Source organism: Streptomyces sp. NPDC126497, from assembly GCF_040302425.1.
Classification (GTDB): Bacteria; Actinomycetota; Actinomycetes; order Streptomycetales; family Streptomycetaceae; genus Streptomyces.
The window spans coordinates 72,242-96,705 of record NZ_JBEORT010000009.1 but is presented as its reverse complement, the minus strand read 5'-3'; the positions used below and the strand labels follow the sequence as shown (position 1 = coordinate 96,705).

Annotated in this window: 20 protein-coding genes; 13 read left to right on the top strand and 7 right to left on the bottom strand. The window is 73.6% G+C overall.

The genetic code is table 11. The features are described 5' to 3' along the window. Positions 1-34 precede the first annotated feature (34 nt). Positions 35-685 carry a phosphatase PAP2 family protein gene (locus ABTY20_RS07725; protein ID WP_351996060.1) on the bottom strand — a complete coding sequence of 217 codons (651 nt, stop codon included), beginning with the start codon at positions 683-685 and terminating at the stop codon, positions 35-37. A gap of 431 nt (positions 686-1,116) precedes the next feature. Next, positions 1,117-2,451 carry a 4-aminobutyrate--2-oxoglutarate transaminase gene (gene gabT, locus ABTY20_RS07720; RefSeq protein ID WP_351996059.1) on the bottom strand — a complete coding sequence of 445 codons (1,335 nt, stop codon included), beginning with the start codon at positions 2,449-2,451 and terminating at the stop codon, positions 1,117-1,119. Between the two features lie 298 nt (positions 2,452-2,749). Here gabT and ABTY20_RS07715 point away from each other — a divergent pair, with 298 nt between their 5' ends. From ABTY20_RS07715 to ABTY20_RS07705, 3 genes are all read left to right on the top strand, one after another. Then, positions 2,750-5,161, top strand: coding sequence for an ATP/GTP-binding protein (locus ABTY20_RS07715; protein ID WP_351996058.1), 2,412 nt, complete (start codon positions 2,750-2,752; stop codon positions 5,159-5,161). 127 nt (positions 5,162-5,288) lie between these two features. Further along, positions 5,289-6,842: a PucR family transcriptional regulator gene (locus ABTY20_RS07710; RefSeq protein WP_351996057.1), complete on the top strand. Its 1,554-nt coding sequence runs from the start codon at positions 5,289-5,291 to the stop codon at positions 6,840-6,842. A gap of 158 nt (positions 6,843-7,000) precedes the next feature. Beyond that, on the top strand, positions 7,001-8,446 hold the full coding sequence (locus tag ABTY20_RS07705) for an aldehyde dehydrogenase family protein (protein ID WP_351996056.1): 1,446 nt from the start codon (positions 7,001-7,003) through the stop codon (positions 8,444-8,446). Between the two features lie 85 nt (positions 8,447-8,531). On the opposite strand, the gene ABTY20_RS07700 is transcribed toward ABTY20_RS07705, so the two are convergent. Continuing rightward, positions 8,532-9,242 (bottom strand): DUF4190 domain-containing protein, encoded by a 711-nt coding sequence (locus ABTY20_RS07700; protein ID WP_351996055.1) that lies wholly within the window; start codon positions 9,240-9,242, stop codon positions 8,532-8,534. A gap of 178 nt (positions 9,243-9,420) precedes the next feature. On the opposite strand from ABTY20_RS07700, the gene ABTY20_RS07695 reads away from it, so the two are divergent. The 3 genes from ABTY20_RS07695 (at position 9,421) to ABTY20_RS07685 (ending at position 12,515) form a co-directional block, all read left to right on the top strand. Beyond that, positions 9,421-10,482 carry an adenosine deaminase gene (locus ABTY20_RS07695; RefSeq protein ID WP_351996054.1) on the top strand — a complete coding sequence of 354 codons (1,062 nt, stop codon included), beginning with the start codon at positions 9,421-9,423 and terminating at the stop codon, positions 10,480-10,482. Positions 10,483-10,501: 19 nt separating this feature from the next. Continuing rightward, positions 10,502-11,212, top strand: coding sequence for a glycerophosphodiester phosphodiesterase (locus ABTY20_RS07690; RefSeq protein WP_351996053.1), 711 nt, complete (start codon positions 10,502-10,504; stop codon positions 11,210-11,212). Between the two features lie 148 nt (positions 11,213-11,360). Then, positions 11,361-12,515 (top strand): serine hydrolase domain-containing protein, encoded by a 1,155-nt coding sequence (locus ABTY20_RS07685; protein ID WP_351996052.1) that lies wholly within the window; start codon positions 11,361-11,363, stop codon positions 12,513-12,515. Here ABTY20_RS07685 and ABTY20_RS07680 read toward each other — a convergent pair. After that, positions 12,508-13,029 (bottom strand): hypothetical protein, encoded by a 522-nt coding sequence (locus ABTY20_RS07680; protein WP_351996051.1) that lies wholly within the window; start codon positions 13,027-13,029, stop codon positions 12,508-12,510. The genes ABTY20_RS07685 and ABTY20_RS07680 overlap by 8 nt on opposite strands. 107 nt (positions 13,030-13,136) lie before the next feature. Continuing rightward, a complete protein-coding gene (locus ABTY20_RS07675) occupies positions 13,137-14,576 on the bottom strand; it encodes a gamma-aminobutyraldehyde dehydrogenase (RefSeq protein WP_351996050.1) in 1,440 nt (479 codons plus the stop codon). Between the two features lie 216 nt (positions 14,577-14,792). Here ABTY20_RS07675 and ABTY20_RS07670 point away from each other — a divergent pair, with 216 nt between their 5' ends. The 7 genes from ABTY20_RS07670 to ABTY20_RS07640 all read left to right on the top strand — a co-directional run bounded on the left by ABTY20_RS07670 (position 14,793) and on the right by ABTY20_RS07640 (position 21,746). Then, positions 14,793-15,311, top strand: coding sequence for an Lrp/AsnC family transcriptional regulator (locus ABTY20_RS07670; protein ID WP_351996049.1), 519 nt, complete (start codon positions 14,793-14,795; stop codon positions 15,309-15,311). A 2-nt stretch (positions 15,312-15,313) separates the two neighbouring features. Further along, complete coding sequence (locus tag ABTY20_RS07665; protein WP_351996048.1) at positions 15,314-16,687, top strand: aspartate aminotransferase family protein; 1,374 nt, start codon at positions 15,314-15,316, stop codon at positions 16,685-16,687. Between the two features lie 400 nt (positions 16,688-17,087). Then, positions 17,088-17,837 (top strand): ABC transporter ATP-binding protein, encoded by a 750-nt coding sequence (locus ABTY20_RS07660; protein WP_351996047.1) that lies wholly within the window; start codon positions 17,088-17,090, stop codon positions 17,835-17,837. Further along, complete coding sequence (locus ABTY20_RS07655; protein ID WP_351996046.1) at positions 17,819-19,129, top strand: hypothetical protein; 1,311 nt, start codon at positions 17,819-17,821, stop codon at positions 19,127-19,129. The genes ABTY20_RS07660 and ABTY20_RS07655 overlap by 19 nt, the downstream gene beginning before the upstream one ends. Positions 19,130-19,239: 110 nt before the next feature. Next, on the top strand, positions 19,240-19,647 hold the full coding sequence (locus tag ABTY20_RS07650) for a VOC family protein (RefSeq protein WP_351996045.1): 408 nt from the start codon (positions 19,240-19,242) through the stop codon (positions 19,645-19,647). A gap of 139 nt (positions 19,648-19,786) precedes the next feature. Then, positions 19,787-20,908: an LOG family protein gene (locus tag ABTY20_RS07645; protein WP_351996044.1), complete on the top strand. Its 1,122-nt coding sequence runs from the start codon at positions 19,787-19,789 to the stop codon at positions 20,906-20,908. Positions 20,909-21,056: 148 nt separating this feature from the next. Next, positions 21,057-21,746, top strand: a complete 690-nt coding sequence (locus ABTY20_RS07640; RefSeq protein WP_351996043.1) for an LAETG motif-containing sortase-dependent surface protein — start codon at positions 21,057-21,059, stop codon at positions 21,744-21,746. A 56-nt stretch (positions 21,747-21,802) separates the two neighbouring features. Here ABTY20_RS07640 and ABTY20_RS07635 read toward each other — a convergent pair whose 3' ends face one another. Next, a complete protein-coding gene (locus ABTY20_RS07635) occupies positions 21,803-22,822 on the bottom strand; it encodes an ABC transporter ATP-binding protein (protein ID WP_351996042.1) in 1,020 nt (339 codons plus the stop codon). Continuing rightward, positions 22,823-24,424: an ABC transporter permease gene (locus ABTY20_RS07630; RefSeq protein WP_502991761.1), complete on the bottom strand. Its 1,602-nt coding sequence runs from the start codon at positions 24,422-24,424 to the stop codon at positions 22,823-22,825. Positions 24,425-24,464: the final 40 nt, after the last annotated feature.

Here is a 24,464-nt window from a genome sequence, read left to right as displayed (position 1 = left end):
CACCGTAGGGAGCGGGCCGGGGCCGCCGGGCCGGTCAGCCGGGGCCGTCGCCGGTACCGGTCCGAGGGCCGGGAACCCCGGCGGGCCTCCGGCGGCCGCCCCGGCCGGCCGACAGCCGCAGACCGGTCAGCAGCACCGCGCCGAGGCACCAGCCGGCCGCCACGTCCAGCGGCCAGTGGTAGCCCCGGCGCACCAGCCCGAACGAGACGCCGGCGACCAGGGCGGCACAGGCCGCGACGAGCGCGCGGCGCACCGCCGGCGACCGCAGCAGCGGGAGGAGGAGCAGCGTCGTCGCGCCGTACGCCACGACGGCGGTGGTCGTGTGCCCGGAGGGGTAGTAGCCGACCGCCGGGGGCACGGCCGGGGTGCCGGGGCGGTCGGTCCACTCCTTCAGGGGCACGACCAGCGCCGGCACCAGCGCCATCGCCAGGGCCCCGGCGGCGGGCGGCAGCCACCAGCGGTCGCTGCCCGCGGCACGCCCGCGCCGGGCGGCGTACGCCAGCGCGATCACCAGGACCGGCACGGCGACCTGGACGTTGCCGAGGTCGGCGAGGAGCTCGGAGGCCCGGTCCGGGTGGACCAGCGCCCGGCTCAGCCGTTCGTCGAGGCCGATCAGCGGGCCGTCGGCGACGACCTGCCAGGTGATCAGCGCGAAGAGGAGGGCGGGCGGTCCGAGCAGCAGCATGGTGCACAGCTTCGCAGGTGGGATCCGGCGCACGCCGAAGGGCCAGTGCAAGGGGGGTGCGCACTGGCCCTTCGGGGAACGGCGTGCCGTGTGCGTACCCGGACGGCCGTCCGGACCGGAACGTCGCGCGCCCCGGGGGGTTTGGGGCGGGCGACCGTCCGATCGTGAGGAGATTCCGGGGCCCCAGGGGCCCCGGTTCGTGTGCGCGAGGCACGACCAGGTCGAAGCTGGGGAGGCTCCGGCCTGAACCGCCCGCAGTTCCCTGCGGGCGGGGTGTATCTCTCATCCGGGTAGAAACCTACGGCAGGGGGTGGCCCGGCGACAGGGCCGACGGGATCCCGTCATCCACCCCGCACACGTTCTTCACACGCTCTGCCGCTCCCCGGTCCCGGCGGCCGGCACTGGGGCGGCTCACCCGCCCCGGTACCGGCTCAGACGCGCGCGAACGCCTGCTCGATGATGTCGAGGCCCTCGTTCAGCAGGTCCTCGCCGATGACCAGCGGGGGCAGGAAGCGCAGCACGTTGCCGTAGGTGCCGCAGGTCAGGACCAGCAGGCCCTCCTGGTGGCAGGCCTTGGCCAGTGCGGCCGTCGCCGCCGGGTCCGGCTCCTTGGTGGCGCGGTCCTTGACCAGCTCGACGGCGATCATCGCGCCCCGGCCGCGGACGTCGCCGATGACGTCGAACTTCTCGGCCATGGCGGTGAGGCGGCCCTTCATGACCGTCTCGATGTTCTTCGCCCTGGCGTTGAGGTCCAGCTCCCTCATCGTCTCGATGGCGCCGAGCGCGCCCGCGCAGGCGACCGGGTTGCCGCCGTAGGTGCCGCCCAGGCCGCCGGCGTGCGCGGCGTCCATGATCTCGGCGCGGCCGGTGACGGCGGCCAGCGGCAGACCGCCGGCGATGCCCTTCGCGGTGGTGATCAGGTCCGGGACGATGCCCTCGTCCTCGCAGGCGAACCACTGGCCGGTGCGGCAGAAGCCGGACTGGATCTCGTCGGCGACGAAGACGATGCCGTTGTCCTTCGCGAACTCGCTGATCGCGGGCAGGAAGCCCTTGGCCGGCTCGATGAAGCCGCCCTCGCCGAGCACCGGCTCGATGATGATCGCGGCCACGTTCTCGGCGCCGACCTGCTTGGAGATCTGGTCGATCGCCTGGGCGGCGGCCTCCGGACCGGCGTTCTCCGGACCGGTCGGCCAGCGGTAGCCGTAGGCGACCGGGACGCGGTACACCTCGGGCGCGAACGGGCCGAAGCCGTGCTTGTACGGCATGTTCTTCGCGGTCAGCGCCATGGTGAGGTTGGTGCGGCCGTGGTAGCCGTGGTCGAAGACGACGACCGCCTGCCGCTTGGTGTACGCGCGTGCGATCTTGACGGCGTTCTCGACGGCCTCGGCGCCGCTGTTGAAGAGCGCGGACTTCTTGGCGTGGTCGCCCGGGGTCAGCTCGGCGAGCGCCTCGGCGACGGCCACGTAGCCCTCGTACGGGGTGACCATGAAGCAGGTGTGGGTGAAGTCGGCGAGCTGGGCGGAGGCGCGGCGGACGACGGCCTCGGCGGAGGCGCCGACGGAGGTCACGGCGATGCCGGAGCCGAAGTCGATCAGCCGGTTGCCGTCGACGTCCTCGATGATGCCGCCGCCCGCGCGGGTGGTGAACACGGGCAGCACGGAGCCCACGCCCTGCGCGACCGCGGCGGTGCGGCGGGCCTGCAGCTCCTGCGACTTCGGTCCGGGGATGGCGGTGACGACGCGGCGCTCCTGCGGAAGTGCGGTCATGCGGGGCTCCTGGGGGGTGTTTCGGACACGTGCGTTCTTTTCTCGCAGGCTAGGACGGGGAGCGGGGGGCGGGCATGCTCCATGTGGGCGCTGTCCGGGGTTCCGGCTTGTCCGTGGTGGACATAGCGGGGCCGGGGCCGCCCGCCGACGGGCGCGGGGCGCCTCCCCCGGCCCCCGGGGCGCCGGGGGAGGCGCCGCCGCCCGTGGCCGGAGCCGTGTATGCGGTGGACTCCGCCTGTCGGGGCGTTAGATTGGCTCGCTGACGGCGGATGGAGCGGCAGCTCAGGGGGCAAGGGCGATGGACAGCGACGGTACCCAGGACGCACGGGGCGCACACGCCCATCCCGTACCGCGCCCGGCGGCACCGCCGGCCGTGCCGGCGGTCCCGCCGCGGCCGAGCCGGGCACCGGGGGCGCCCCCCGCGCCCCCGCGGCCCCCGGGTCCCCCGTCCGGCGTCGCCGCCTGGCTCGACGAGGCCAGGCCGGACGCCCGGCCCGGGATCTGGCGGTACGGCCACCGCCCGAAGGAGATCCCGGAACGTCTTGCTCCGGTGACGGTCGTCGGCATGCTGCTCCCGCTCGTCCTGGCGCTCGGCGCGTGGTCCCTCTGGAGCAGCGGCTACTTCCCGTACAAGAGCGTCCTGCTGCGGATGTTCACGCCGGACGACTGGTGGTACGAGCTCTCGCTGAAGCCCAAGCCGGTCGAGGGCTGGGAGGTGGTGTTCCCCGGGTATCACGCCCGGCGGCTCGCCGACGGCGTCTTCTTCGCCGTGCTCGTCACCGCGGTCGGGGTGCTCGGCAGCTGGCGCGCCATCGTCCGGCACTACGTGGACCGCCTGTCCCGGCCCGCCCGGCTCCTGGTCTCCGCCGGCCTCGCCCTCGTCGCCCTCGGTCTCGTCTTCCCCGACGCCTTCCCGGGCTTCGGATGGTCCACGGTGCCGGTCGTCGAACCGCTGCTCTCCCTGACCGTGCTCCTCACGGACAGCTACGAGCCGATGGCCTCCCCCCTCTTCACCAACACGCTGTACGCCGTCGTCACCCTGCTCGTGGTGTGGCCGTTCGCCCGCCTCGGGAGCTGGCCGGCGTACGTCAGGGAACGGCTCGCCCCCCGTCCGGCGAGCACCGCCGCCGTCGCCTCCGCGCCGGTCCGCCCCCGCTCCCAGTGGCCGGCCCTCCGCGACGCCGGCCAGCACGAGGCCGCCGAGCTGCTCACCGCAGAGGTCGCCGGCGGCCGGATGAACGACGTCGACTGCACCCGCGTCGGGCACGCCTTCGACGCCGCCCGGCGCACCGCCGCGCTGGACGCCTTCCGCGACACCGTCCTGCGCCAGGGCGGCGCGGCCTGGACGCACCCCTCCGGTGCCCGGGACCTGCCGCGCCGGACCGCCCGCCACGACCTGCTCGCCGGTCAGGTGCGCATCGGCCGCTGGGTGGCGACCGAGCGCGCCCCCCAGCCGTACCACGACGCGGGGGCGGCCCTCGGTCCGGACGTGCTCGGCACCTCGCTGCTCGCCGTCGGCCCCTCCGGGTCCGGCAAGACCCGCACCCTCGTCGAGCCGGTGACCGAGGCGCTCGCGCTGCAGGCGCTCACCGGGCGCTGCGCCGTCGTCGCCGTCTCCGCCGCCGGGAGCCCGCTCGGCCCGGACGACTCCTTCGACGTGATCGTGCGGATCGGTGATCCGTCCTCGGTGCACGACCTCGACCCGTACGCCGAGTCCGACGATCCGGACGAGGCGGCCGCGATCCTCGCCGAGGCGCTGACGGGCGACCTCGACACGGTCGGCGCGCAGGGCGCCGCCACCGTACTGGCGCAGCTGCTCGGCCCCTTCCGGGCGGTGCACGGGCGTTTCCCCGCCCTGCCGGAGCTGCGCGAGCTGCTGGAGGGCGGGGAGGGGGCGCTGGCCCCGCTGCGGGAGGCGCTCGCCGCGAGCGGGAACGACCTGATGCGCCGCGAGCTCGACGCGCGGGTCCGGCAGGCCGGTGCGCCGGGCGACGCGGGCCGGACCCTGGCCGACCGGCTGGCCCTGCTGAACCGGCCGGTGTTCGCGGACTTCTTCGGGGGAGGCGGCCCGGGCAGGCCGTTCTCCCTGCGCGCGGTCGCCCACCACCCCCTGCGGGTGCGGATCGACCTGCCCGAGCGCGGTCACGAGGAGGCCGGACGGCTGATCACCCGGCTGGTCCTCGCCCAGTTCCACGCCGTCGTCCGGGAGGGGCCGCGCGCCCACTTCGCCTGCCTGGTCCTGGACGACGCGACGGGCACGGTCACCGCGGAGTCGGTGCGCCGCATCCAGCGGCTGCGCTCGCAGAACGCGGGCGTGCTGCTCGCCCTGCGCACCGTCGCCGACGTCCCCGAGGCGCTGCACGGCCCGCTCTACGGCGCGGTGGGCTGCCGCATGGCCTTCTGCGGCGTCACCACCTGGGACGGCAGCAGGTTCGCGCAGACCTGGGGCACCGAGTGGGTGGAGACCACGGAGGTCGCCAAGCACACGGTCTTCGCCGACCAGCCGATGACCCGGGTCATCCACGCACTGCGCAGGCGGCTCACGGGCAAGGCGGTGACCACGGACGCGGTCACCGTGCGGCAGGTCGAGCGGGAGCGGTGGTCGGCCTCGGAGCTGGCGCACACGGTGCCGCCGGGACACGCGGTGCTGTCGCTGACCACCGTCGAGGGCGAGCACGCGCCGCCGCTGCTGGTGGACCTCCGGGGGTGAGCTGTCCGGCCGGGACGGCCGGGGACCGTACAGTGAGGCAGAATCGACCCAGGCCGTTCATACGCCGCGGCCAAAAGATCACCGCATCCTCACCCGTCCGACGCCGACCCGAAGGCCCAAGGCACCGATGCCCCCGACGCTCGCCTCGCTCGTCCACCACTCCGCGCTCAAGCTGACCGTGCGCGCGGGCGAGGACCGCCTCGACGTGCCGGTCCGCTGGGCGCACGCCAGCGAGCTCGCCGACCCCGTGCCCTACATGGAGGGCGGGGAGCTGCTGCTGATCACCGCGCTGAAACTCGACGCGGAGGACCGGGAGGCGATGCGCCGCTATGTGCGGCGGCTGGCGGGGGCGGGCGTCGTCGGGCTCGGCTTCGCCGTCGGGGTGCACTACGAGGACATCCCGGAGGCCCTCGTCGACGCGGCGCGCGCGGAGGGCCTGCCGCTGCTCGAGGTGCCGCGCCGCACCCCCTTCCTCGCGATCAGCAAGGCCGTGTCCGCCGCCATCGCCGCCGACCAGTACCGCGCGGTGACCGCGGGCTTCGCGGCCCAGCGGGAACTGACCCGACAGGCCCTGGCCGGAGGCCCGGAGGGCCTGCTGACCGTGCTCGCCGCGCAGGTCGACGGGTGGGCCGCGCTGTACGACGCCTCGGGCGCCGTCGTGGCCGCGGCGCCGGAGTGGGCGGTGCGGCGCGCCGCGCGGCTCACCCCGGACGTGACCCGGCTGCGGGAGCGGCCCGCGCCCGCCTCCTCGGTGGTGGCCGGCCCGGAACACGAGGACCGGGTCGAGCTGCACTCCCTCGGCACCGGCAAGCGCCCCCGCGCGGCGCTCGCCGTCGGCACGGCCGCCGCCCTCGGCACCGCCGAGCGGTACGCCGTCCACTCCGCGATCGCCCTGCTCACCCTCACCACGGAGCGCTCCCGCTCCCTGCACGCCGCCGAGCAGCGCATCGGCGCCGCCGTCCTGCGCATGCTGCTCGCCGGGGAGCCGGACCACGCCCGCGCGGTGGCCGGGGACCTGTACGGGGGCCTGCTCGACGCGCCCTTCCGGATCATCGTGGCCGCCGGGGCCGACGCGAGCGGGGACGCGCTCGGAGCCCTCGCCGAGGCCGCGGAGTCCGCCGCCGCCCACTCCGGCGAGGTGGTGCTGGTGGTGCCGGAGGGGGACCGGCTGGTCGTACTGGCCACCGACGGCGGCGCCGCCGTGGCCGCCTGCCGCGACCACGCCACCGCGCGGGAGGCGGCCCGCAGGGCCGACGACGAACTGGTCGTCGGCCTGTCCGCACCGGCCGGGCCGATCGCCGCGTCCACCGCCTACAAGCAGGCCGAACAGGCCCTCTCGGTGGCGCGGCGGCGGGGCAGGGCGCTGGTGGAGCACGAGCACATGGCCGCCGGCTCGGTGCTGCCGCTGCTCGCCGACGACGCCGTCAGGGCGTTCGCCGACGGGCTGCTGCGCGCCCTGCGCGAACACGACGCGACGGGCCGCGGCGACCTCGTCGCCTCCCTCCGCGCCTGGCTCTCCCGCCACGGCCAGTGGGACGCGGCCGCGGCCGACCTGGGCGTCCACCGCCACACCCTCCGCTACCGCATGCGCCGGGTGGAGGAGATCCTCGGCCGCTCCCTGGACGACCCGGACACCCGCATGGAGCTGTGGCTGGCCCTGAAGGCGACGGCACCGGAGTAGCGCCCGTTCCCGGCCCGCCCACCCCACCTCGCCAAACCGTAGAACCCGCACACCCCCACCACTACGACTCGGCCAAACTTCGGCCCCCGGCCCCCGCCCTACCGTGGACCCAGCACCCGCCCACACACCCCCGACCGCGGAAGGGCCGGAACCCGCACATGACCTCCACCACCGCCTTCTGGCTCGCCGGCCGCCAGGCCACCGGCGAGACCGCCTTCGACGTCACCTCCCCCTGGGACGGCCGCACCGTCGGCACGGTGAGCGTCCCCACCGACGCCCAGGTCGAAGAGGCCGTCTCCGCCGCCCACGCCGTCCGCGAGGACTTCGCCGCCACCCCGGCCCACGTCCGCGCCGCCGCCCTCGACCACGTCAGCCGCCGCCTCGTCGAGCGCACCGAGGAGATCGCCCGTCTGATCTCCGCCGAGAACGGCAAGCCGGTCAAGTGGGCCCGCGGCGAAGTCGGCCGCGCCGTCTCCGTGTTCCGTTTCGCCGCCGAGGAGGCCCGCCGCTTCAACGGCGGCGAGGCGCAGCGCCTGGACACCGACGCCGGCGGCCAGGGCCGGCTCGCCCTCACCCGCCGCTTCCCCAAGGGGGTCGTCCTCGGCATCGCGCCGTTCAACTTCCCGCTGAACCTGTGCGCCCACAAGATCGCCCCGGCGATCGCCGCGGGCGCGCCCATCATCCTCAAGCCGGCGCCCGCCACTCCCCTGTCCGGCCTGGTCCTCGGCGAGCTGCTCGCCGAGACGGAGCTGCCCGCCGGTTCCTGGAGCATCCTGCCGGTCCCCAACGACCGCATGCCCGCCCTGGTCCAGGACGAGCGGCTGCCGGTGATCTCCTTCACCGGGTCGGAGAAGGTCGGTTACGCGATCATGGACTCGGTGCCGCGCAAGCACTGCACCCTGGAGCTGGGCGGCAACGGGGCGGCCGTCGTCCTCGCCGACTTCGCGAGCGACGAGGACCTCGACCGGGCCGCGCAGCGCATCGCGACCTTCTCCAACTACCAGGGCGGCCAGTCCTGCATCTCCGTGCAGCGCGTGATCGCCGACGCCTCCGTGTACGACCGGCTGCTGCCGCGCATCGTCGCCGCCGTCGAGGCGCAGGTCACCGGCGACCCCGACGACGACGCCACCGACGTCGGCCCGCTGATCAGCGAGGCCGCCGCGCAGCGCGTGGAGTCCTGGGTCGACGAGGCCGTCGCCGCGGGCGCCACGCTGCACACCGGCGGCAAGCGCGACGGCGCCTCCTACGCGCCGACCGTGCTCACCGGAGTGCCGGCCGACGCGACGCTCTCCTGCGAGGAGGTCTTCGGACCGGTGCTGACCGTGCAGAAGGTGGACGGCGAGGCCGCGGCCTTCGCCGCCGTCAACGACTCCAAGTACGGCCTCCAGGCGGGTGTGTTCACGCACGACCTGCAGACCGCCTTCCGCGCCCACCGCGCCCTGGAGGTCGGCGGTGTGGTCATCGGCGACGTGCCCTCCTACCGCGCCGACCAGATGCCGTACGGCGGCGCCAAGCAGTCCGGTGTGGGCCGCGAGGGCGTGAGGTTCGCGATGGACGACTACACCTACGAGCGCGTGATGGTGCTGACGGGCCTCGCGCTCTGACCCGTCCGGCAGAAGGCCGCCGGCCCGAGCCCGCTGTGCGGGGGCTCGGGCCGGCGGCGTCCGCGGTCCGTGACGACCGGTGCGGTCAGCGGAGGGCGGGAGCGGTGGCCACCGGGCCGTGGGCCCCGTAGGAGTCCTCGTCCTCCCAGCGGTCCTCCTCGCTGTTGAGGGCGGCCGTGACGCCGATGGCTATCAGGACGATCACGGCGATGCCGAGGACGAGGCCGACGATGCCGGTGATCAGGCCGGCCTGGGCCTGCCCGTGGTTGTCGGCCAGGCCCTGCTCGGCCTTCCGGCGGCCCTTGATGCCGAAGACGATGGCGAGGACGCCGAGGACGACGGAGACCACGCCGTACAGGCAGAACAGGCAGCAGGCCAGGATGCCGAGCACCATGGCGGCGACGCCCATGCCGTTCTGCCGCTGCACCGGGACCCCGGGCCAGCCGTAGCCCGGCGGGTAGCCGGGGTATCCGTAGCCGCCGGGTGCGCCGGGGCCGGTGGGCGCGACGGGCGGCGGGGGCAGCACGGGGCCCGGGGCGTCGAACGGCGTGGTGCCGGCCGGGGGCGTGCCCCCGGCCGGCGGGGCGAAGCCGGCACCCGGCATCCCGGCGACGGTGGGCTGGTCGTGCACGGACGGCGGCCGCGGCGCGGACAGTCCGTCGGCGACGGTCGGTGTGGCCGGTGCCTGCGGCGGCCGGCCGGACGCCGGGTCCCCGGCCGGCGAGGTCTTCCGCTCCGGGGGCGCCCAGGGGTCGCCGGTGCCCGTGTCCCCGCCCGGCTGCGTCGCGTCCGTCATCTGGAGTTACCCCCTGGCCCTCGATCGTCCGGCCATGCTACGGCTCCGCCGTCCCGCGCCGCCCCGCACCCCCGCACCCCCTCGCCCCCACCGCCTACGATGACCCCGAGTCACCGATCAGCCGATCATCGCGCCCCGCCGCCCGTGCGGCCCCGGGGCGCCGTTCCGGGGAGGAACCTTGACCGACCGTCTCGTCGAGCCGCGCGTCCCGCACGACCTGCGTGCCTTCATCGCCGGGCTGCCCAAGGCCGAACTGCACGTGCACCACGTCGGGTCCGCCTCCCCCCGCATCGTCTCCGAGCTGGCCGCCCGTCACCCCGACTCCAGGGTCCCCACCGACCCCAAGGCCCTGGCCGAGTACTTCACCTTCACGGACTTCGCCCACTTCATCGAGGTGTACCTGTCCGTCGTCGACCTCATCCGCACCCCCGAGGACGTACGGCTGCTGACCTACGAGGTGGCGCGCGAACTGGCCCGGCAGCAGGTGCGGTACGCCGAGCTGACCATCACGCCGTTCTCGTCCACCCGGCGCGGCATCGACGAGCGTGCCTTCATGGACGCGATCGAGGACGCCCGCAAGGCGGCCGAGGCCGAGTTCGGGACCGTGCTGCGCTGGTGCTTCGACATCCCCGGCGAGGCCGGGCTGGAGTCCGCCGAGGAGACCACGCGCCTGGCCACCGACGACCGGCTGCGCCCGGAGGGCCTGGTCTCCTTCGGTCTCGGCGGGCCCGAGATCGGCGTGCCCCGGCCGCAGTTCAAGCCGTACTTCGACCGTGCGATCGCCGCCGGACTGCACTCCGTGCCGCACGCCGGCGAGACCACCGGCCCGGAGACGGTGTGGGACGCGCTCAACGAACTGGGCGCCGAGCGCATCGGGCACGGCACCAGCTCGGCCCGCGACCCCGAGCTGCTCCGGCACCTGGCCGAACGGCGCATCCCGCTGGAGGTGTGCCCCACCTCCAACATCGCCACCCGCGCGGTGACCACGCTCGACGAGCACCCGATCAAGGAGTTCACCCGGGCGGGGGTGCTGGTGACCGTCAACTCCGACGACCCGCCGATGTTCAGCACCGACCTCAACAACGAGTACGCGGTCGCCGCGCGGCTGCTGGAACTCGACGAGCGGGGGCTGGCCGACCTGGCGAAGAACGCGGTCGAGGCGTCGTTCATGGACCCGGCGGGCAAGGCGCGGCTGGCCGCCGAGATCGACTCCTACACCTCGTCCTGGCTCGCCTCCTGACCACTCGCGGAGGGCCGCCGTGCAGAACGTGACCGCCGTGGCCCACCGCGGCGACCCCTACCGCGTCCGCGAGAACACCCTCGCCTCGCTGCGTTCCGCGCTCCGCCGGGGCGCGGACGCGGTCGAGATCGACGTGCGCCTCACCCGGGACGGCGTCCCGGTGCTGCTCCACGACGACACGCTGAAACGGCTCTGGGGACACGACCGTCCGCTGCGGTCGCTGACGTGGGAGGAGGTGCGCGGGGTCACCGACGACGGGGTGCCCACGCTCTCCGCCGCGCTGGCGGCGACGGACGGCGGCCGGGTGATGATCGACCTGCCCGGCGCGCCGGACGTCCGCGCGGTGCGCCGGGTCGTGGACGCCGTGCGCGAGCGGGACGCCCGGGACCGCGTCTACTACTGCGCGGGCGCCCCCGCCATGCTCGCCGTGCGGGCGGCGGACCCGTCCGCCGAGATCGCGCTCACGCGCACGACCCGGGCACCGGTCCGCGCCGGTCTGCTCGAGGCGATCCGTCCGCGCTGGCTGAACTACCGCTTCGGCCTGGTCGACCGCGCCCTCGCGGACCGTGTCCACCGCGCCGGTCACCTGCTCTCCGTCTGGACCCCGGACACCCGCCGCTCCATGCGCCGCCTGCTGGCCCTGGGCGTCGACTCGATCACCACCAACCGCATCGACGTCCTGTGCGCGCTGCGTGCGGCCGGGGGCCGGCCGGGGCGGGAGGCACCTTAGGGGCAACCCCTGACAACTCCCCTGCGCGTCCGGGGGAGTTGTCAGGGGTACGCCAGGGCGGCCGCCCTCCCCGGTGACGATCCGAAGGCGGCCCGCACGGCCGGAGGATGATCGCGTCCTCCCGCCGAACTCCCCCGAGGAGCAGCCGATGCACGCCCGCCGCCGCACCACCCTGCTCGCCGCCTCCCTCGTCCTCGCCCTGGGCGCGGGCCCGCTCGCCGCACCCGCCTTCGCCTCGCCCGCCCCACGGGCACCCGTGTGCACCACCGCGCCGTCCCACCAGGCGCTGTGCGAGGCGATCGAGGGGCTGCCCGACGCGACCACGACCGCCGCACTGGTCCGACTGGGCGGCACCGAGGGTTCCTGGCAGGGCAGTTCGGGGGTGCGGGACCTGGTGAGCGGCCGGGCGGCCGACCCGGACGCGCGGTTCAGGGCCGGTTCGACGACCAAGGTGGTGACGGCCGCCGCCGTCCTCCGGCTCGCGGCGCAGGGCGAGGTCGACCTCGACGCGTCCGTCGAGCGCTACCTGCCCGGCCTGCTCGGCCCCGAGTTCACCACGCCCGTCACCGTGCGGAACCTGCTGAACCACACCAGCGGCATCCAGCCGGGCGTCAGTTGGGGGGACACCTTCGAGGAGCAGTACGCCCACCGCTACGACACGCTCACCCCGCGGCGGGTCGTGAAGTCGGCGGTCGCGCGGGGACCGGCGTTCAAGGCCGGTGATGAGCAGCAGTACCTCAACATCAACTACACGATCCTCGGCCTGCTGATCGAGAAGGTGACCGGGCGGTCGTACGCCTCCGCGGCCACCCGGCTCGTACTGCGTCCCGCCGGGATGGAGCACACGTACTTCCCCGGCACCGACCCCCGCATCCGCGGACCGCACCACCGCGGCCACCAGGCGGTGCCCCGGCCGGACGGAACGACCCGACTCGTGGACGTCACCGAGTGGAACGTGGCCGACCGCTGGGCGGCCGGGGACATGATCTCGACCACCGCCGACCTGGAGCGGCTCGTCACGGCCCTCTTCGGCGGACGGATCGTGCCCGAACCGCAGTTGCGGGAGATGTTCACGGTCCCGGCGGACATCGACGGCGCCGCCTACAGCGCGGGCCTGACCCGCCTGGAGCTCCAAGGCACGGTCTACTGGGGCAAGAGCGGTGCCCGCCCCGGCTACAGCACGGCGATCGCCGCGACCGAGGACCTGGGTTTCACCCTCGTGTACTCGCTCTCCGACACCGACGCGAAGGACACGGCGTCGAATCCGGTCGCCGAGCGCATCAAGGCGGCCGCCCTCAGGTAGCGAGGGCCGGTGCCGTGTTCGGTGTGAGCGCCTCCAGCCGTTTGATCTTCCGGCGTACGGCGTACAGCGGGATCACGCCGAACACGCCGAACGCCATGTCGATGACGCTCCACCAGAAGGGGATGCCGCGGACCGGGCCGCAGACCAGGGCGAGCGGGACGACGCCGGCGCAGGCGATCATGCCGAACTCGATCACCCAGATGTTGCGGACGGGGTCGCGGTAGGGGCCGTGGAAGGCGACCGCGATCACGAGGTGTGCGAAGGCGAGCCAGTCGGTGCCGTAGAGGAGGAACGGGTACTCGGCGTCGGCGGTGTCGAGCCCCCCGCGCACGCGCTCGATCCATTCCATGAGGGCGGGGAGGTGCTCCGGCACGGACAGGGACCGGAGCACCTCCTCGGTCCAGCGCAGTTCGTGCACCAGCGGGAAGGCCGTGGCGCCGCTGAGCACCAGGCAGACGACGAAGAACACCAGCCAGGCGCGGATGCCCTTGAGCAGGGCGGCTCTGTCGCTCATGGCAGCAGCGTACGCCGAGAGTTGAACATGTTCAAAAACAGGGCCCACCCCTGGAGGCACCTCGGCCCCGGACGGTGGCGCACCGTCCGGGGCCGGGACTTCGGCACCTATCCGTCGAGCGACGTCATCACGTGCTTGACCCGCGTGTAGTCGTCGAAGCCGTACGCCGAGAGGTCCTTGCCGTAGCCGGACTTCTTGAAGCCGCCGTGCGGCATCTCCGCGACCAGCGGGATGTGGGTGTTGATCCACACGCAGCCGAAGTCCAGCCTCCTGGACATCCGCATCGCGCGGGAGTGGTCCTTGGTCCACACCGAGGAGGCCAGCGCGTACTCGACGCCGTTGGCGTACTCGACGGCCTGGTCCTCGTCGGTGAAGGACTGGACGGTGATGACCGGACCGAAGACCTCCTTCTGGATGATCTCGTCGTCCTGGTCGAGGCCGGAGACGACGGTCGGGGCGTAGAAGAAGCCCTTGTCGCCGACGCGCTTGCCGCCGGCGACCACCCGCGCGTGCGCCGGCAGCCGCTCGATGAAGCCCTCGACCTGCTCGAGCTGGCCGGGGTTGTTGAGCGGACCGAAGAGCACGTCCTCGTCGTCCGGCATGCCGGTCCTGGTGTCGGCGGCGGCCTTGGCGAGCGCGGAGACGAACTCGTCGTGGATGGACTCGTGGACGAGGACGCGCGTGGCGGCCGTGCAGTCCTGGCCGGCGTTGAAGAAACCGGCGACGGAGATGCCCTCGACGGCCTTGGCGATGTCGGTGTCCTCGAAGACGACGACCGGCGCCTTGCCGCCCAGCTCCAGGTGGACCCGCTTGAGGTCCTTGGAGGCGGACTCGGCGACGGACATGCCGGCGCGCACCGAACCGGTGATGGAGGCCATCGCCGGAATGGGGTGCTCGACCATCAGGCGGCCGGTGTCCCGGTCGCCGCAGACGACGTTGAAGACGCCCTTGGGCAGGATCGAGCCGAGGATCTCGGCGATCAGGACCGTGGAGGCCGGGGTGGTGTCCGAGGGCTTCAGGACGACCGTGTTGCCCGCGGCGATCGCCGGGGCGAACTTCCACACGGCCATCATCATCGGGTAGTTCCAGGGCGCGACCTGGGCGCAGACGCCGATCGGCTCACGGCGCACGAAGGAGGTCAGCCCCTCCATGTACTCGCCGGCGCCCTTGCCCTCGAGCATCCGCGCCGCGCCCGCGAAGAAGCGGATCTGGTCCACCATCGGCGGGATCTCCTCGGTGCGGGTCAGCCCGACGGGCTTGCCCGTGTTCTCCACCTCGGCGGCGATGAGTTCCTCGGCGCGCTCCTCGAAGGCGTCCGCGATCTTCAGCAGGGCCTTCTGGCGCTCGGCCGGGGTGGTGTCGCGCCAGCCGGGGAACGCCTCGGCGGCGGCGGCCATCGCGGCGTCCACATCCGCCCGTCCGGACAGCGGAGCGGTCGCGTACGCCTCGCCCGTCGCGGGGTTGACCACCTCGGTGGTCCGTCCGTCGGCGGCGTCCCGGAACTCCCCGCCGATGTAGTTGCGCAGACGACGCAGCTCGGTGCTCATTGCAGGCCCTCCTGGTGTTCCTCGTGGGTGTCCGAGGTGTCTGTGGTGTCTGGGGTGTCGAGAAATGTCGACTGTCCAACCTCTGAGACACCCACCCTAGACCGAGGGCTGACGTTTTCAACACCCCCGCCCGTCCCGCTCCTGCGAAATCCGCAAGCTTCGGCATCACAGACAACGAATTTCATCGATCGAGCCTTGCGAAACTGTCGATACGTCGTGCACAGTGGCACCGTGGCCAGTCGAAGCGCAGACCCGAAGGACTCCCGCGAGTCCAAGAACGGCGGCGGTCCCCAGTTGGACGCCGTCTCCCTCGCCATCATCGAGCAGCTCCAGGAGGACGGCCGCCGGCCCTACGCCGCCATCGGCAAGGCCGTGGGCCTGTCGGAGGCGGCCGTGCGCCAGCGCGTCCAGAAGCTCCTCGACCAGGGCGTGATGCAGATCGTCGCCGTCACGGACCCCCTCACCGTGGGCTTCCGCCGCCAGGCGATGGTCGGGGTCAACGTCGAGGGCGACGTGGAGTCCGTGGCCGACGCGCTGGCCGCCATGGACGAGTGCGAGTACGTGGTGATGACCGCGGGGTCCTTCGACCTCATGGTCGAGATCGTCTGCGAGGACGACGACCACCTCCTGGAGGTCATCAACGGACGCATCCGGGCCGTCCCCGGGGTGCGCTCCACCGAGAGTTTCGTCTACCTCAGGCTCAAGAAGCAGACCTACATGTGGGGAACCCGATAACCGTGAGCACCGACCGCACCGAGGACCTCAGCAGGTCCGCGTACGACCACCTGTGGATGCACTTCACCCGCATGTCCTCGTACGAGAACTCGCCCGTCCCCACCATCGTCCGGGGCGAGGGCACCCACATCTACGACGACAAGGGCAGGCGCTACCTCGACGGCCTCGCCGGCCTGTTCGTGGTGCAGGCGGGCCACGGCCGTCAGGAACTCGCGGAGACCGCCGCCAAGCAGGCCCAGGAGCTGGCCTTCTTCCCCGTGTGGTCCTACGCCCACCCCAAGGCGGTGGAGCTCGCGGAGCGGCTCGCGCACGAGGCCCCGGGCGACCTCAACAAGGTCTTCTTCACCACCGGCGGCGGCGAGGCGGTGGAGACCGCCTGGAAGCTCGCCAAACAGTACTTCAAGCTGACCGGCAAGCCGACCAAGTACAAGGTCATATCCCGCGCGGTCGCCTACCACGGCACCCCGCAGGGCGCCCTGTCCATCACCGGACTGCCGGCCCTGAAGGCCCCGTTCGAGCCGCTGGTGCCGGGCGCGCACAAGGTGCCCAACACCAACCTCTACCGGGCGCCGATCCACGGCGACGACCCCGAGGCGTTCGGCCGCTGGGCCGCCGACCAGATCGAGCAGCAGATCCTCTTCGAGGGCCCGGACACGGTCGCGGCCGTCTTCCTGGAGCCGGTGCAGAACGCCGGCGGCTGCTTCCCGCCCCCGCCCGGCTACTTCCAGCGGGTGCGCGAGATCTGCGACCGGCACGACGTGCTGCTCGTCTCCGACGAGGTCATCTGCGCCTTCGGCCGGCTCGGCACGACGTTCGCCTGCGACAAGTTCGGCTACGTCCCCGACATGATCACCTGTGCCAAGGGCATGACCTCGGGCTACTCCCCCATCGGCGCGTGCATCGTCTCCGACCGCCTGGCCGAGCCGTTCTACCGGGGCGAGAACACCTTCCTGCACGGTTACACCTTCGGCGGCCACCCGGTCTCCGCCGCGGTCGGCCTCGCCAACCTCGACCTGTTCGAGCGCGAGGGCCTGAACAAGCACGTGCTGGACCACGAGGGCGCCTTCCGCGCGACCCTGGAGAAGCTGCACGACCTGCCGATCGTCGGCGACGTCCGCGGCAACGGCTTCTTCTACGGCATCGAACTGGTCAAGGACAAGAACACCAAGGAGTCCTTCGACGCCGACGAGACCGAGCGCGTGCTGTACGGCTTCCTGTCGAAGAAGCTCTTCGAGAACGGCCTGTACTGCCGTGCCGACGACCGCGGCGACCCGGTCGTCCAGCTCGCCCCGCCGCTGATCTCGAACCAGGAGACCTTCGACGAGATCGAGCAGATCCTGCGCGCGACCCTCTCGGAGGCCTGGACCAAGCTGTAGGCCGACCGGGGTTCCGATCTTCCTTCTGAATGATCAACACCGGCCCCGTGCCGCCCGTTCGAGTGAGAATGGACGGCACGGGGCCGTGTTGCTCTCCGGCCACGTGCCACGGCCTGCCTAGCGTGCCCCTTGACTCCGCCCCGCCCGGGACGACGGGACCTCCCGGCTCACGCCGCCCCGTCGCCCGGCCGGACCGCGGGGTCCCACGCGACCGACACCGTCCGGGCCGGTCCCGGCCCGGACGGCGACAGCGCCGAGGAGGCAGCACGTGTTCGGTTCCCGCAACGCGCTGTCCACGGCGCACGACGCCGCGTGGAACCGTGACCGGCGGCCTGCGCTCTCGTCCCCCCGTCCGGGGGACGCAGCACGGCACTTCCGATCTGAACCGAGGTGTACGCCCATGGTGGCCCCACCCGACAACGACGTGCTCTGGGCACGAGCCCTGCACTACCGGCACGACGACGGCTCACCCGGACTGAGCGGGGTCTCGCTCGGCGTCCGGGAGGGGGAGATCCTCGCCGTCGGCGGCCCGCGCGGCAGTGGCAAAACGACACTGCTGCGCTGTCTGTCCGGCCTGCTGGCCGCGGGGAGCGGCGAGGTCTGGTTCAACAGCGTGCCGGTGCACACCATGAGCCCGGCCGCCCGTGAGCGGCTGCGCCGGGACCACTTCGGCTGGATCGACCCGGAACCGGTGCTGGTGCCCGAGCTGAACGTCTGGGAGAACGCCGCCCTGCCCCTGATGCTGCGCGGCACCGGCCGGCGCCGTGCGAGAACGGCGGCCCTGGAGTGGCTGGAGCGCCTCGACATCGGCGACGGGGCCCGCAAGCACCCCGGAGAGCTGACGCACGCCGAGCGGCAGCGGGTGTGCGTCGCCCGCGCCCTCGCCCCGGCGCCCTCGGTGCTGTTCGCCGACGAGCCGACCGCCCCGCTGCACCGCGTCGACCGCGCCCATGTGCTGCGCACGCTCACCACGGCGGCCCGCTCGCACGGCATCACCGTGGTCCTGGCGACCCACGACGCGCGGACCGCGGCCCTCGCCGACCGCACGGTGTCGCTGCTCGACGGGCGGCGCGTGCGCACCGTACACCTGCCGCCGGTCTCCGGGACGGCCGCGACGGAAGGCCGGGCGACGTGCTCGCTCTCCGTCTGACCCGAGGCGCCCACCCCGCCGTCCAGCTGCGCCGTCTCCTGGTCGTGGCCGCGTCCGCGGGCACGGGCTTCCTGCTGCTCAGCGCCCTCGGCCACGCGCTGGTACACCCCGGCCCGTCGTCCTCGGCGCTCCGGCTGGCCTGGTGCACGGTCCCGATGGCGGCCACCGTGCACTTCGCGGTCGCGGTCGCCCGCACCGATCCGGGCGCCCGGCCGCGGCCCGGCCTGTCGGCGGTCGGCCTGGGTCCCGCCCGGCTGATGGTGATCTCCGCGGCCACCACGGCGCTGTCCTGCGCGCTGGGCTCGGCGCTGGCCCTGCTGGTCTTCCTCCAGCTGCGCGGCGACCTCACCGGCATCCCCCTCGACGGCGCCGCGAGGGACTTCCTCGCCACCGGCCGGCCGCTGCCGCTGCCGGCGGCCCTGACCCTGCTGGCCCTGGTGCCGCTGAGCGCGTCGGCGGCCGTGGCGGTGTCGCTGCGGCCGCGCGGTCCGGTGACGGGCGCGGCCCGCGCGGGACGGGCGTACGGCAGGTTCGGCGCGTACCGGCGGACACCGGTCCGGGAGTCGTTCGGAGCGTACGGCCGGTTCGGCAGACAGCTGGGGGCGGCGGCCCGCGGCCGGCGCACGGCCGGGGCGGCGCCGGAGCGGGGGGACACCGCGCGGGAGGTCCCCGGGACGGACGCCGACGCCGGGCCCCCCGTGCCGACGGCGCCCCCGTCCGGGCTGCCGTGGGGCGTCTCGGTGCTGGCGGTGGGGCTGGCCGTGGAGGCCTTCGCGAGCCGGACGGGCGGCGGGGGCGCCCCGGGCGAGCGGCCTTCGGCCCTGCTCGGTCTGGCCCTGACCGCCGTCGGTCTCGCCCTGGCCGGTCCCGGACTCACCCATCTGTGCGGCAGGCTGCTGCAGACGGCGGGACCCGGCGCGCTGCGGCTGCTGGCCGGACGGGTGCTCATGACCGAGGCCACGCGCATCGGACGCCCGCTGGGCGTGGTCTGCGCGGTGCTGTCGGCCGCGTACGCCCTGGCCGCGTTGCACGACCGCGAGGACGCCCCCGCCGGGCCGCTCGTCGCGCTCGGGGTGCTGCTGGTGGCCGGCTGCACGACGGCGACACTGCTGACCGCCGCCGTCGAGGCCAGGCAGGCCCGCGCCGTCACCACCGTCGCGCTGCAGCGCCTGGGGGCGGCCACGGGGACCCTGCGCCGGGCCGCCGCGCTCCGCGCGGGCGCGCTTCTGGTCCTGTTCGGGCCGCTGACACTGGTCGTGGCCGAGCTGTCCGTGTGGCCGCTGGCCCGCTGAACGGGCCGTCCGGGAACGGTCCGAAAAAATCCCCGCGGGCCGATGAGTTCCGTGCGCCCCCTTGGTCTACCTCCACGAACACCGTGGAACCGAACGGGAGAGGCCCCGCCATGCACCAGCAGATGATCTTCGTGAACCTGGCCGTCGACGACCTCGACGCCTCGAAGAAGTTCTTCACCGAGCTCGGCTACTCGATCAACGCGCAGTTCAGCGACGAGACCGCCGCGTCGGTCGTGATCAGCGACACGATCGTCGCGATGCTGCTGACCCGGCAGAAGTACGCGCAGTTCACGAAGAAGGAGATCGTGGACGCGACCAGGAGCAGCGAGGTGCTGCTGGGGCTGAGCGCGGAGAGCCGCGAGAAGGTGGACGAGCTGGTGGAGAAGGCCGTCGCGGCGGGCGGCTCGATCACCGGCGAGACCCAGGACCACGGCTTCATGTACGGCCGCGCCTTCGACGACCTCGACGGCCACACCTGGGAGGTCATCTGGATGGACCCGGCGGCGCTGCAGGGCTGAGGAACACTCCGGTCCGGGGCTGCCGGGAAAGCACCGCCGTCCGCCCGAAGGGCGGGCCGGGCGGCGCCGGGTGCGGGGGACCGCGCACCCGGCGCCGCCCGGCGGACGGGGCTTCCGCGACCGGCCCTAGCATGGGCGGGTGCAGACGAGTCCCGCCCATGCCGTCCATCACGGAGACCGCGAGATAGAGACGCTCGAGGAGTTCGACGCGGTCGTCTCCTCCCGCGGCACGCTCTCCGGATTCCGTGTCCAGTCCGTCGACCTGACCGATCGCACACGGGAGTTGCTCACCACCGACACCTCCGGAGCCGTCTTCCTCGGCTGCCGGATGCGCCCCGACGCGGCGGAGAAGCTGCGCGCCGACGGCGCCCTGGTCCTCCCGCCCGTCCCGGACCTGCCCTTCGACCCCTACCGGGGGCACCTCTACACGCCCGACGACCTGTTCGCCTCGCTCGACAAGGGATACGAGGCGACCCCGGACGCGCTGGGCTACGCCTGGTTCCGGCGGACCGGGGCGGACGGCGACATCTTCGCCTCCATGCTGCGCGCGGTCCACGACGACTCCATGTCCGACGCCCTCGACGAACTCCTGCGCGGGGCCCGGGTCGTGGGCGTGATGGGCGGCCACGCGATGGCGCGCGGCACCGAGGAGTTCCGGGGTGCCGCGCGGCTCGGACGGGCGCTGGCCCACGCCGGCTTCACGGTGGCGACGGGCGGCGGTCCGGGCGCGATGGAGGCGGCGAACCTCGGCGCCTACGCGGCCCCGTACGACGACGCCATGCTGGACGAGGCCTGCGCACTGCTGTCGTCCGCCCCCTCGTTCACGCCGTCGATCACCGACTGGGCGCGCGCCGCCTTCGAGGTGCGCGCCCGCTGGCCGAAGGGCAACCACTCGATCGGCATCCCCACCTGGTTCTACGGTCACGAGCCGCCGAACGCCTTCGCCTCGCACATCGCGAAGTACTTCGCCAACGCCACCCGCGAGGACGGGCTGCTGGCCCGCTGCAACGCGGGCGTGGTCTTCCTGCCGGGCGCCGCCGGGACCGTACAGGAGATCTTCGACAACGCGACGCCCAACTACTACGAGTCGCGCGGTGAACCCACCCCCATGGTGCTGGTGAACCGGGCGCACTGGACGGAGCGGCTGCCCGCCTGGCCGCTGCTGCGGTCGCTCGCCCGGGAGCGCTCGATGGAGGCCCGGATCGCCCTGGTCGACCGGATCGAGGAGGCCCCGGAGGCCTTGAAACGTCTGGCAGGTTAATAAGAAGGCAAAGCCCGGCGTCGCTATAGGCATATGCGTTGACACTACTTATGTGGCGCTTATAGACCTGGGAGCCACACGGGAGTGCTGATGCTTCGTCAACACTCCCTCAACCCCCCGCATTTGCGCATTCCCGTAAAGGACAAACGTGGCAGTTCTGTCCGTACCCCGTCGTACCGTCGCGCGCTCCGTGCGCGCCCTCGGTGTCGTCTCCGCGTCCGCCGCCCTCGCGATCGGCGTCGCCGGCAACGCGGCGGCCTGCAACATCAGCGAGTTCTCGGCCGAGGCCAAGTGCGTCGGTGACAAGGGCGTCATCACCGTCACCGACAAGGACCCGGCCGGCGTCCCCGCCACCATCACCGTCTTCCTGCAGGACAAGCAGGTCGGCGAGCAGGTGGTCAAGGGCTCCCGTGAGGGCACCACCATCACCTTCGAGGAGGACTGGAAGCCGAACACCGAGTACCGCATCCACGTCGACGCGAAGCCCTACGTCGACGAGGACATCAAGCCGAACCTGGTCACCCCGGCGACGGCCTGCAAGACGGCGGAGGAGCCGCCGGCCGAGGAGGAGCCCGAGCCGACCCCGTCGGAGCCCTCCTCCACCCCGCCGGCCGAGGAGGAGCCCGAGCCGACCCCGTCGGCGTCGGAGAGCGAGAGCACCGCTCCGGCGGACACCTCGAACAACGAGCCCTCCCCGGCCGGTGAGTCGAACCTCGCCGAGACCGGCGCCAACTCCAACACCGGCCTGATCGCCGGCGTCGCGGCCGCCCTGGTCGTGGTCGGCGGTGGCGCGGTCTTCTTCGGCATGCGCCGCCGCGGGGCGAACAGCCAGCGCTGACGCCTCCCGCACGCAGTGGCGGCCCGTCCCCTGCCGGGGGCGGGCCGCCTCCGCGTTCAGCCCAGCACCGCGATCTCCGCCGCGTCGAACTCCACGCCGACCTCGTCCCCGGCCTCCGGCGCGGCCCTGAGCGCACAGGCCGCCTCCAGACGGGGGGCGTCCTCCGGCTGGAGGTGGACGGCGACGTGGGTGCCGCGGAAGGTGCGCGCGGTCACCGTGCAGCGCAGCCCCTCGTCGGCCGGGACCAGGCGGACACCGGCGGGCCGGACGAGGAGCGTGCGGGCGCCCCGCGGGGCGCCGTCCGGCACCGGCACCTTGCCCCAGGGGGTCACGGCGACGCCGTCCGCGACGGTCGCCTCGACGACGTTCTCGAAGCCGAGGAAGCGGGCCACGAACGCGTCGGCCGGACGCTGCCACACCTCCAGCGGCGTCCCCGACTGGGCGATCCGCCCGTTCCGCATCACCACGACCCGGTCGGCCAGCGCGAACGCCTCGCCCTGGTCGTGGGTCACGGCGAGCACCGTGGTGCCCAGCCGGCCGAACAGCTCCCGGAGTTCGACGACGAGGCGCTCCCGGAGCGACCGGTCGAGCTGACCGAGCGGCTCGTCGAGCATCAGCAGCCGGGGGCTGGGCGCGAGGGCGCGGGCGAGCGCGACGCGCTGCTGCTCGCCGCCGGACAGCGCGGCGACGGCGCGTCCGGCCGCCCCCGGCAGCCCCACGAGGTCCAGCAGCTCCCGTACCCGGTCCGCCTGTTCGGCGCGTGACGCGCCGCGCATCCGCAGCCCGAAGGCCACGTTCCCGCCGACGTCCCGCTGCGGGAAGAGCTGGTGGTCCTGGAACATCAGTCCGACCCCGCGCCGGTGCGCGGGCACGCCGGCCTGGTCCTGTCCGTCGAGCCGGATCCGCCCGGAGTCCAGGGGCTGCAGTCCGGCGACCGCCCGCAGCAACGTCGACTTGCCGCTGCCGCTGGGGCCGAGCACACAGACGATCTCGTGCTCGGCGACTCCCAGGTCGACGTCGTCCAGCACCGCCCGCCCGCCGAAGCGGACGGTCGCGCCCTGAAGGCTCAGCAGCATCTAGAACTCCCCGGTCCGGTCGGTCCGCAGCCGCTCCAGCACCAGCAGCGCCACCGCGCACACGATCATCAGAATCGTCGACAGGGCCATCGCCTGGCCGTAGTTGAGGTCCCCGGGCCGTCCCAGCAGCCGCGCCACGGCGACCGGCAGGGTGGGGTTCTCCGGCCGCGCGATGAACACCGTCGCCCCGAACTCCCCCAGTGACACCGCGAAGGCGAACCCGGCCGCGACCAGCAGCGCCCGCCGCACCAGCGGCAGGTCCACCTCCCGCCACGCCCGCCACGGCGACGCCCCGAGCACCGCCGCCGCCTCCCGCAGCCGTACGTCCACGGCCCGCAGCACCGGCAGCATGGTCCGTACGACGAAGGGGACGCCGACGAGCGCCTGGGCGAGCGGGACCAGGATCCAGGAGGCCCGCAGGTCCAGCGGCGGCTCGTCGAGGGCGATCAGGAAACCGAAGCCGACGGTCACCGCGGACACCCCGAGCGGCAGCATCAGCAGCGCGTCGAAGCCGCGCACCAGCCGGCCCGCGTCCCGCCGGGTCAGCGCGACGGCGGCGAGAGAGCCGACCAGCACGGCGATGGCGGTGGCGGCGACCGCGTACTGCAGCGAGTTGCCGACCGCCTCGATCGGAGCGGCCAGGAACACTCCCCCGTCGTCCTCGGTCAGCGCCCGGTAGTAGCCGAGGCCGGCGGCCCCGAAGGACCGCTCCACCAGGACCGCGAGGGGCAGCAGGAGCAGCACGGCGACGGTGGCGACGACGGAGCCCAGCAGCGCCCACTGCCCGGCGCCGCGCGGCCGCCGCGCGGTCACCGAGGCGTCCACCAGCCGCAGCGCGGTCTCCCGGCGCCGTACGGTCCAGGCGTGCAGGGCGAGGATCGCGCCCACGGCGACGAACTGGATCATTGTCAGGACGGCGGCCGTGGAGAGGTCGAAGATCTCGGAGGTCTGCCGGTAGATCTCCACTTCGAGCGTGGAGAAGGTCGGCCCGCCGAGGATCTGCACCACGCCGAAGGAGGTGAAGGTGAACAGGAAGACCATCAGCGCGGCGGCGGCCACGGCGGGCGCGAGCGCGGGCAGGGTGACGGTGCGCCAGGCCGCGAACCGCGAGGCGCCGAGCATCCGCGCGGCCTCCTCCTGCCGCGGGTCGAGCTGGGACCACAGCCCGCCCACGGTGCGCACGACGACGGCGTAGTTGAAGAAGACGTGCGCGAGCAGGATCGCCCACACCGTGGTGTCCAGCCGCAGGCCCCACAGTTCGTCGAGGAGCCCGCCGCGTCCCACGAGCGCCATGAACGCCGTGCCGACGACGACCGTCGGCAGCACGAACGGCACGGTGACCACGGCCCGCAGCACCTGTTTGCCGGGGAAGTCGAAGCGGGCGAGGACATGGGCGCCGGGCAGGGCGATCAGCAGGGTGAGGGCGGTGGAGGCCAGCGCCTGCCAGGTGGTGAACCACAGGACCTGCCGGACGTCCGACTGTGCCAGGACGTCCCCGATCCGCCCGAGCCGCCAGGTCCCGTCGGCCTTCAGTCCGCGCGCGACGATCGCGGTGACGGGATAGGCGAAGAAGACGGCGAAGAACGCGACGGGCACGGCCATCAGGCCGAACCGCGCCGCGCTCCCGCGCCGCCCGGCCGCG

What these genes read in the sequence shown, in the direction of transcription:
- ABTY20_RS07725 (WP_351996060.1), bottom strand. Translation starts at nt 685, where the DNA reads ATGCTGCTGCTCGGACCGCCCGCCCTCCTCTTCGCGCTGATCACCTGG.
- ABTY20_RS07680 (WP_351996051.1), bottom strand. Translation starts at nt 13,029, where the DNA reads ATGAGCGACAGAGCCGCCCTGCTCAAGGGCATCCGCGCCTGGCTGGTG.
- ABTY20_RS07715 (WP_351996058.1), top strand. Translation starts at nt 2,750, where the DNA reads ATGGACAGCGACGGTACCCAGGACGCACGGGGCGCACACGCCCATCCC.
- ABTY20_RS07685 (WP_351996052.1), top strand. Translation starts at nt 11,361, where the DNA reads ATGCACGCCCGCCGCCGCACCACCCTGCTCGCCGCCTCCCTCGTCCTC.
- ABTY20_RS07675 (WP_351996050.1), bottom strand. Translation starts at nt 14,576, where the DNA reads ATGAGCACCGAGCTGCGTCGTCTGCGCAACTACATCGGCGGGGAGTTC.
- ABTY20_RS07650 (WP_351996045.1), top strand. Translation starts at nt 19,240, where the DNA reads ATGCACCAGCAGATGATCTTCGTGAACCTGGCCGTCGACGACCTCGAC.
- ABTY20_RS07710 (WP_351996057.1), top strand. Translation starts at nt 5,289, where the DNA reads ATGCCCCCGACGCTCGCCTCGCTCGTCCACCACTCCGCGCTCAAGCTG.
- ABTY20_RS07630 (WP_502991761.1), bottom strand. Translation starts at nt 24,424, where the DNA reads ATGGCCGTGCCCGTCGCGTTCTTCGCCGTCTTCTTCGCCTATCCCGTC.
- ABTY20_RS07635 (WP_351996042.1), bottom strand. Translation starts at nt 22,822, where the DNA reads ATGCTGCTGAGCCTTCAGGGCGCGACCGTCCGCTTCGGCGGGCGGGCG.
- ABTY20_RS07705 (WP_351996056.1), top strand. Translation starts at nt 7,001, where the DNA reads ATGACCTCCACCACCGCCTTCTGGCTCGCCGGCCGCCAGGCCACCGGC.
- ABTY20_RS07700 (WP_351996055.1), bottom strand. Translation starts at nt 9,242, where the DNA reads ATGACGGACGCGACGCAGCCGGGCGGGGACACGGGCACCGGCGACCCC.
- ABTY20_RS07660 (WP_351996047.1), top strand. Translation starts at nt 17,088, where the DNA reads ATGGTGGCCCCACCCGACAACGACGTGCTCTGGGCACGAGCCCTGCAC.
- gabT (WP_351996059.1), bottom strand. Translation starts at nt 2,451, where the DNA reads ATGACCGCACTTCCGCAGGAGCGCCGCGTCGTCACCGCCATCCCCGGA.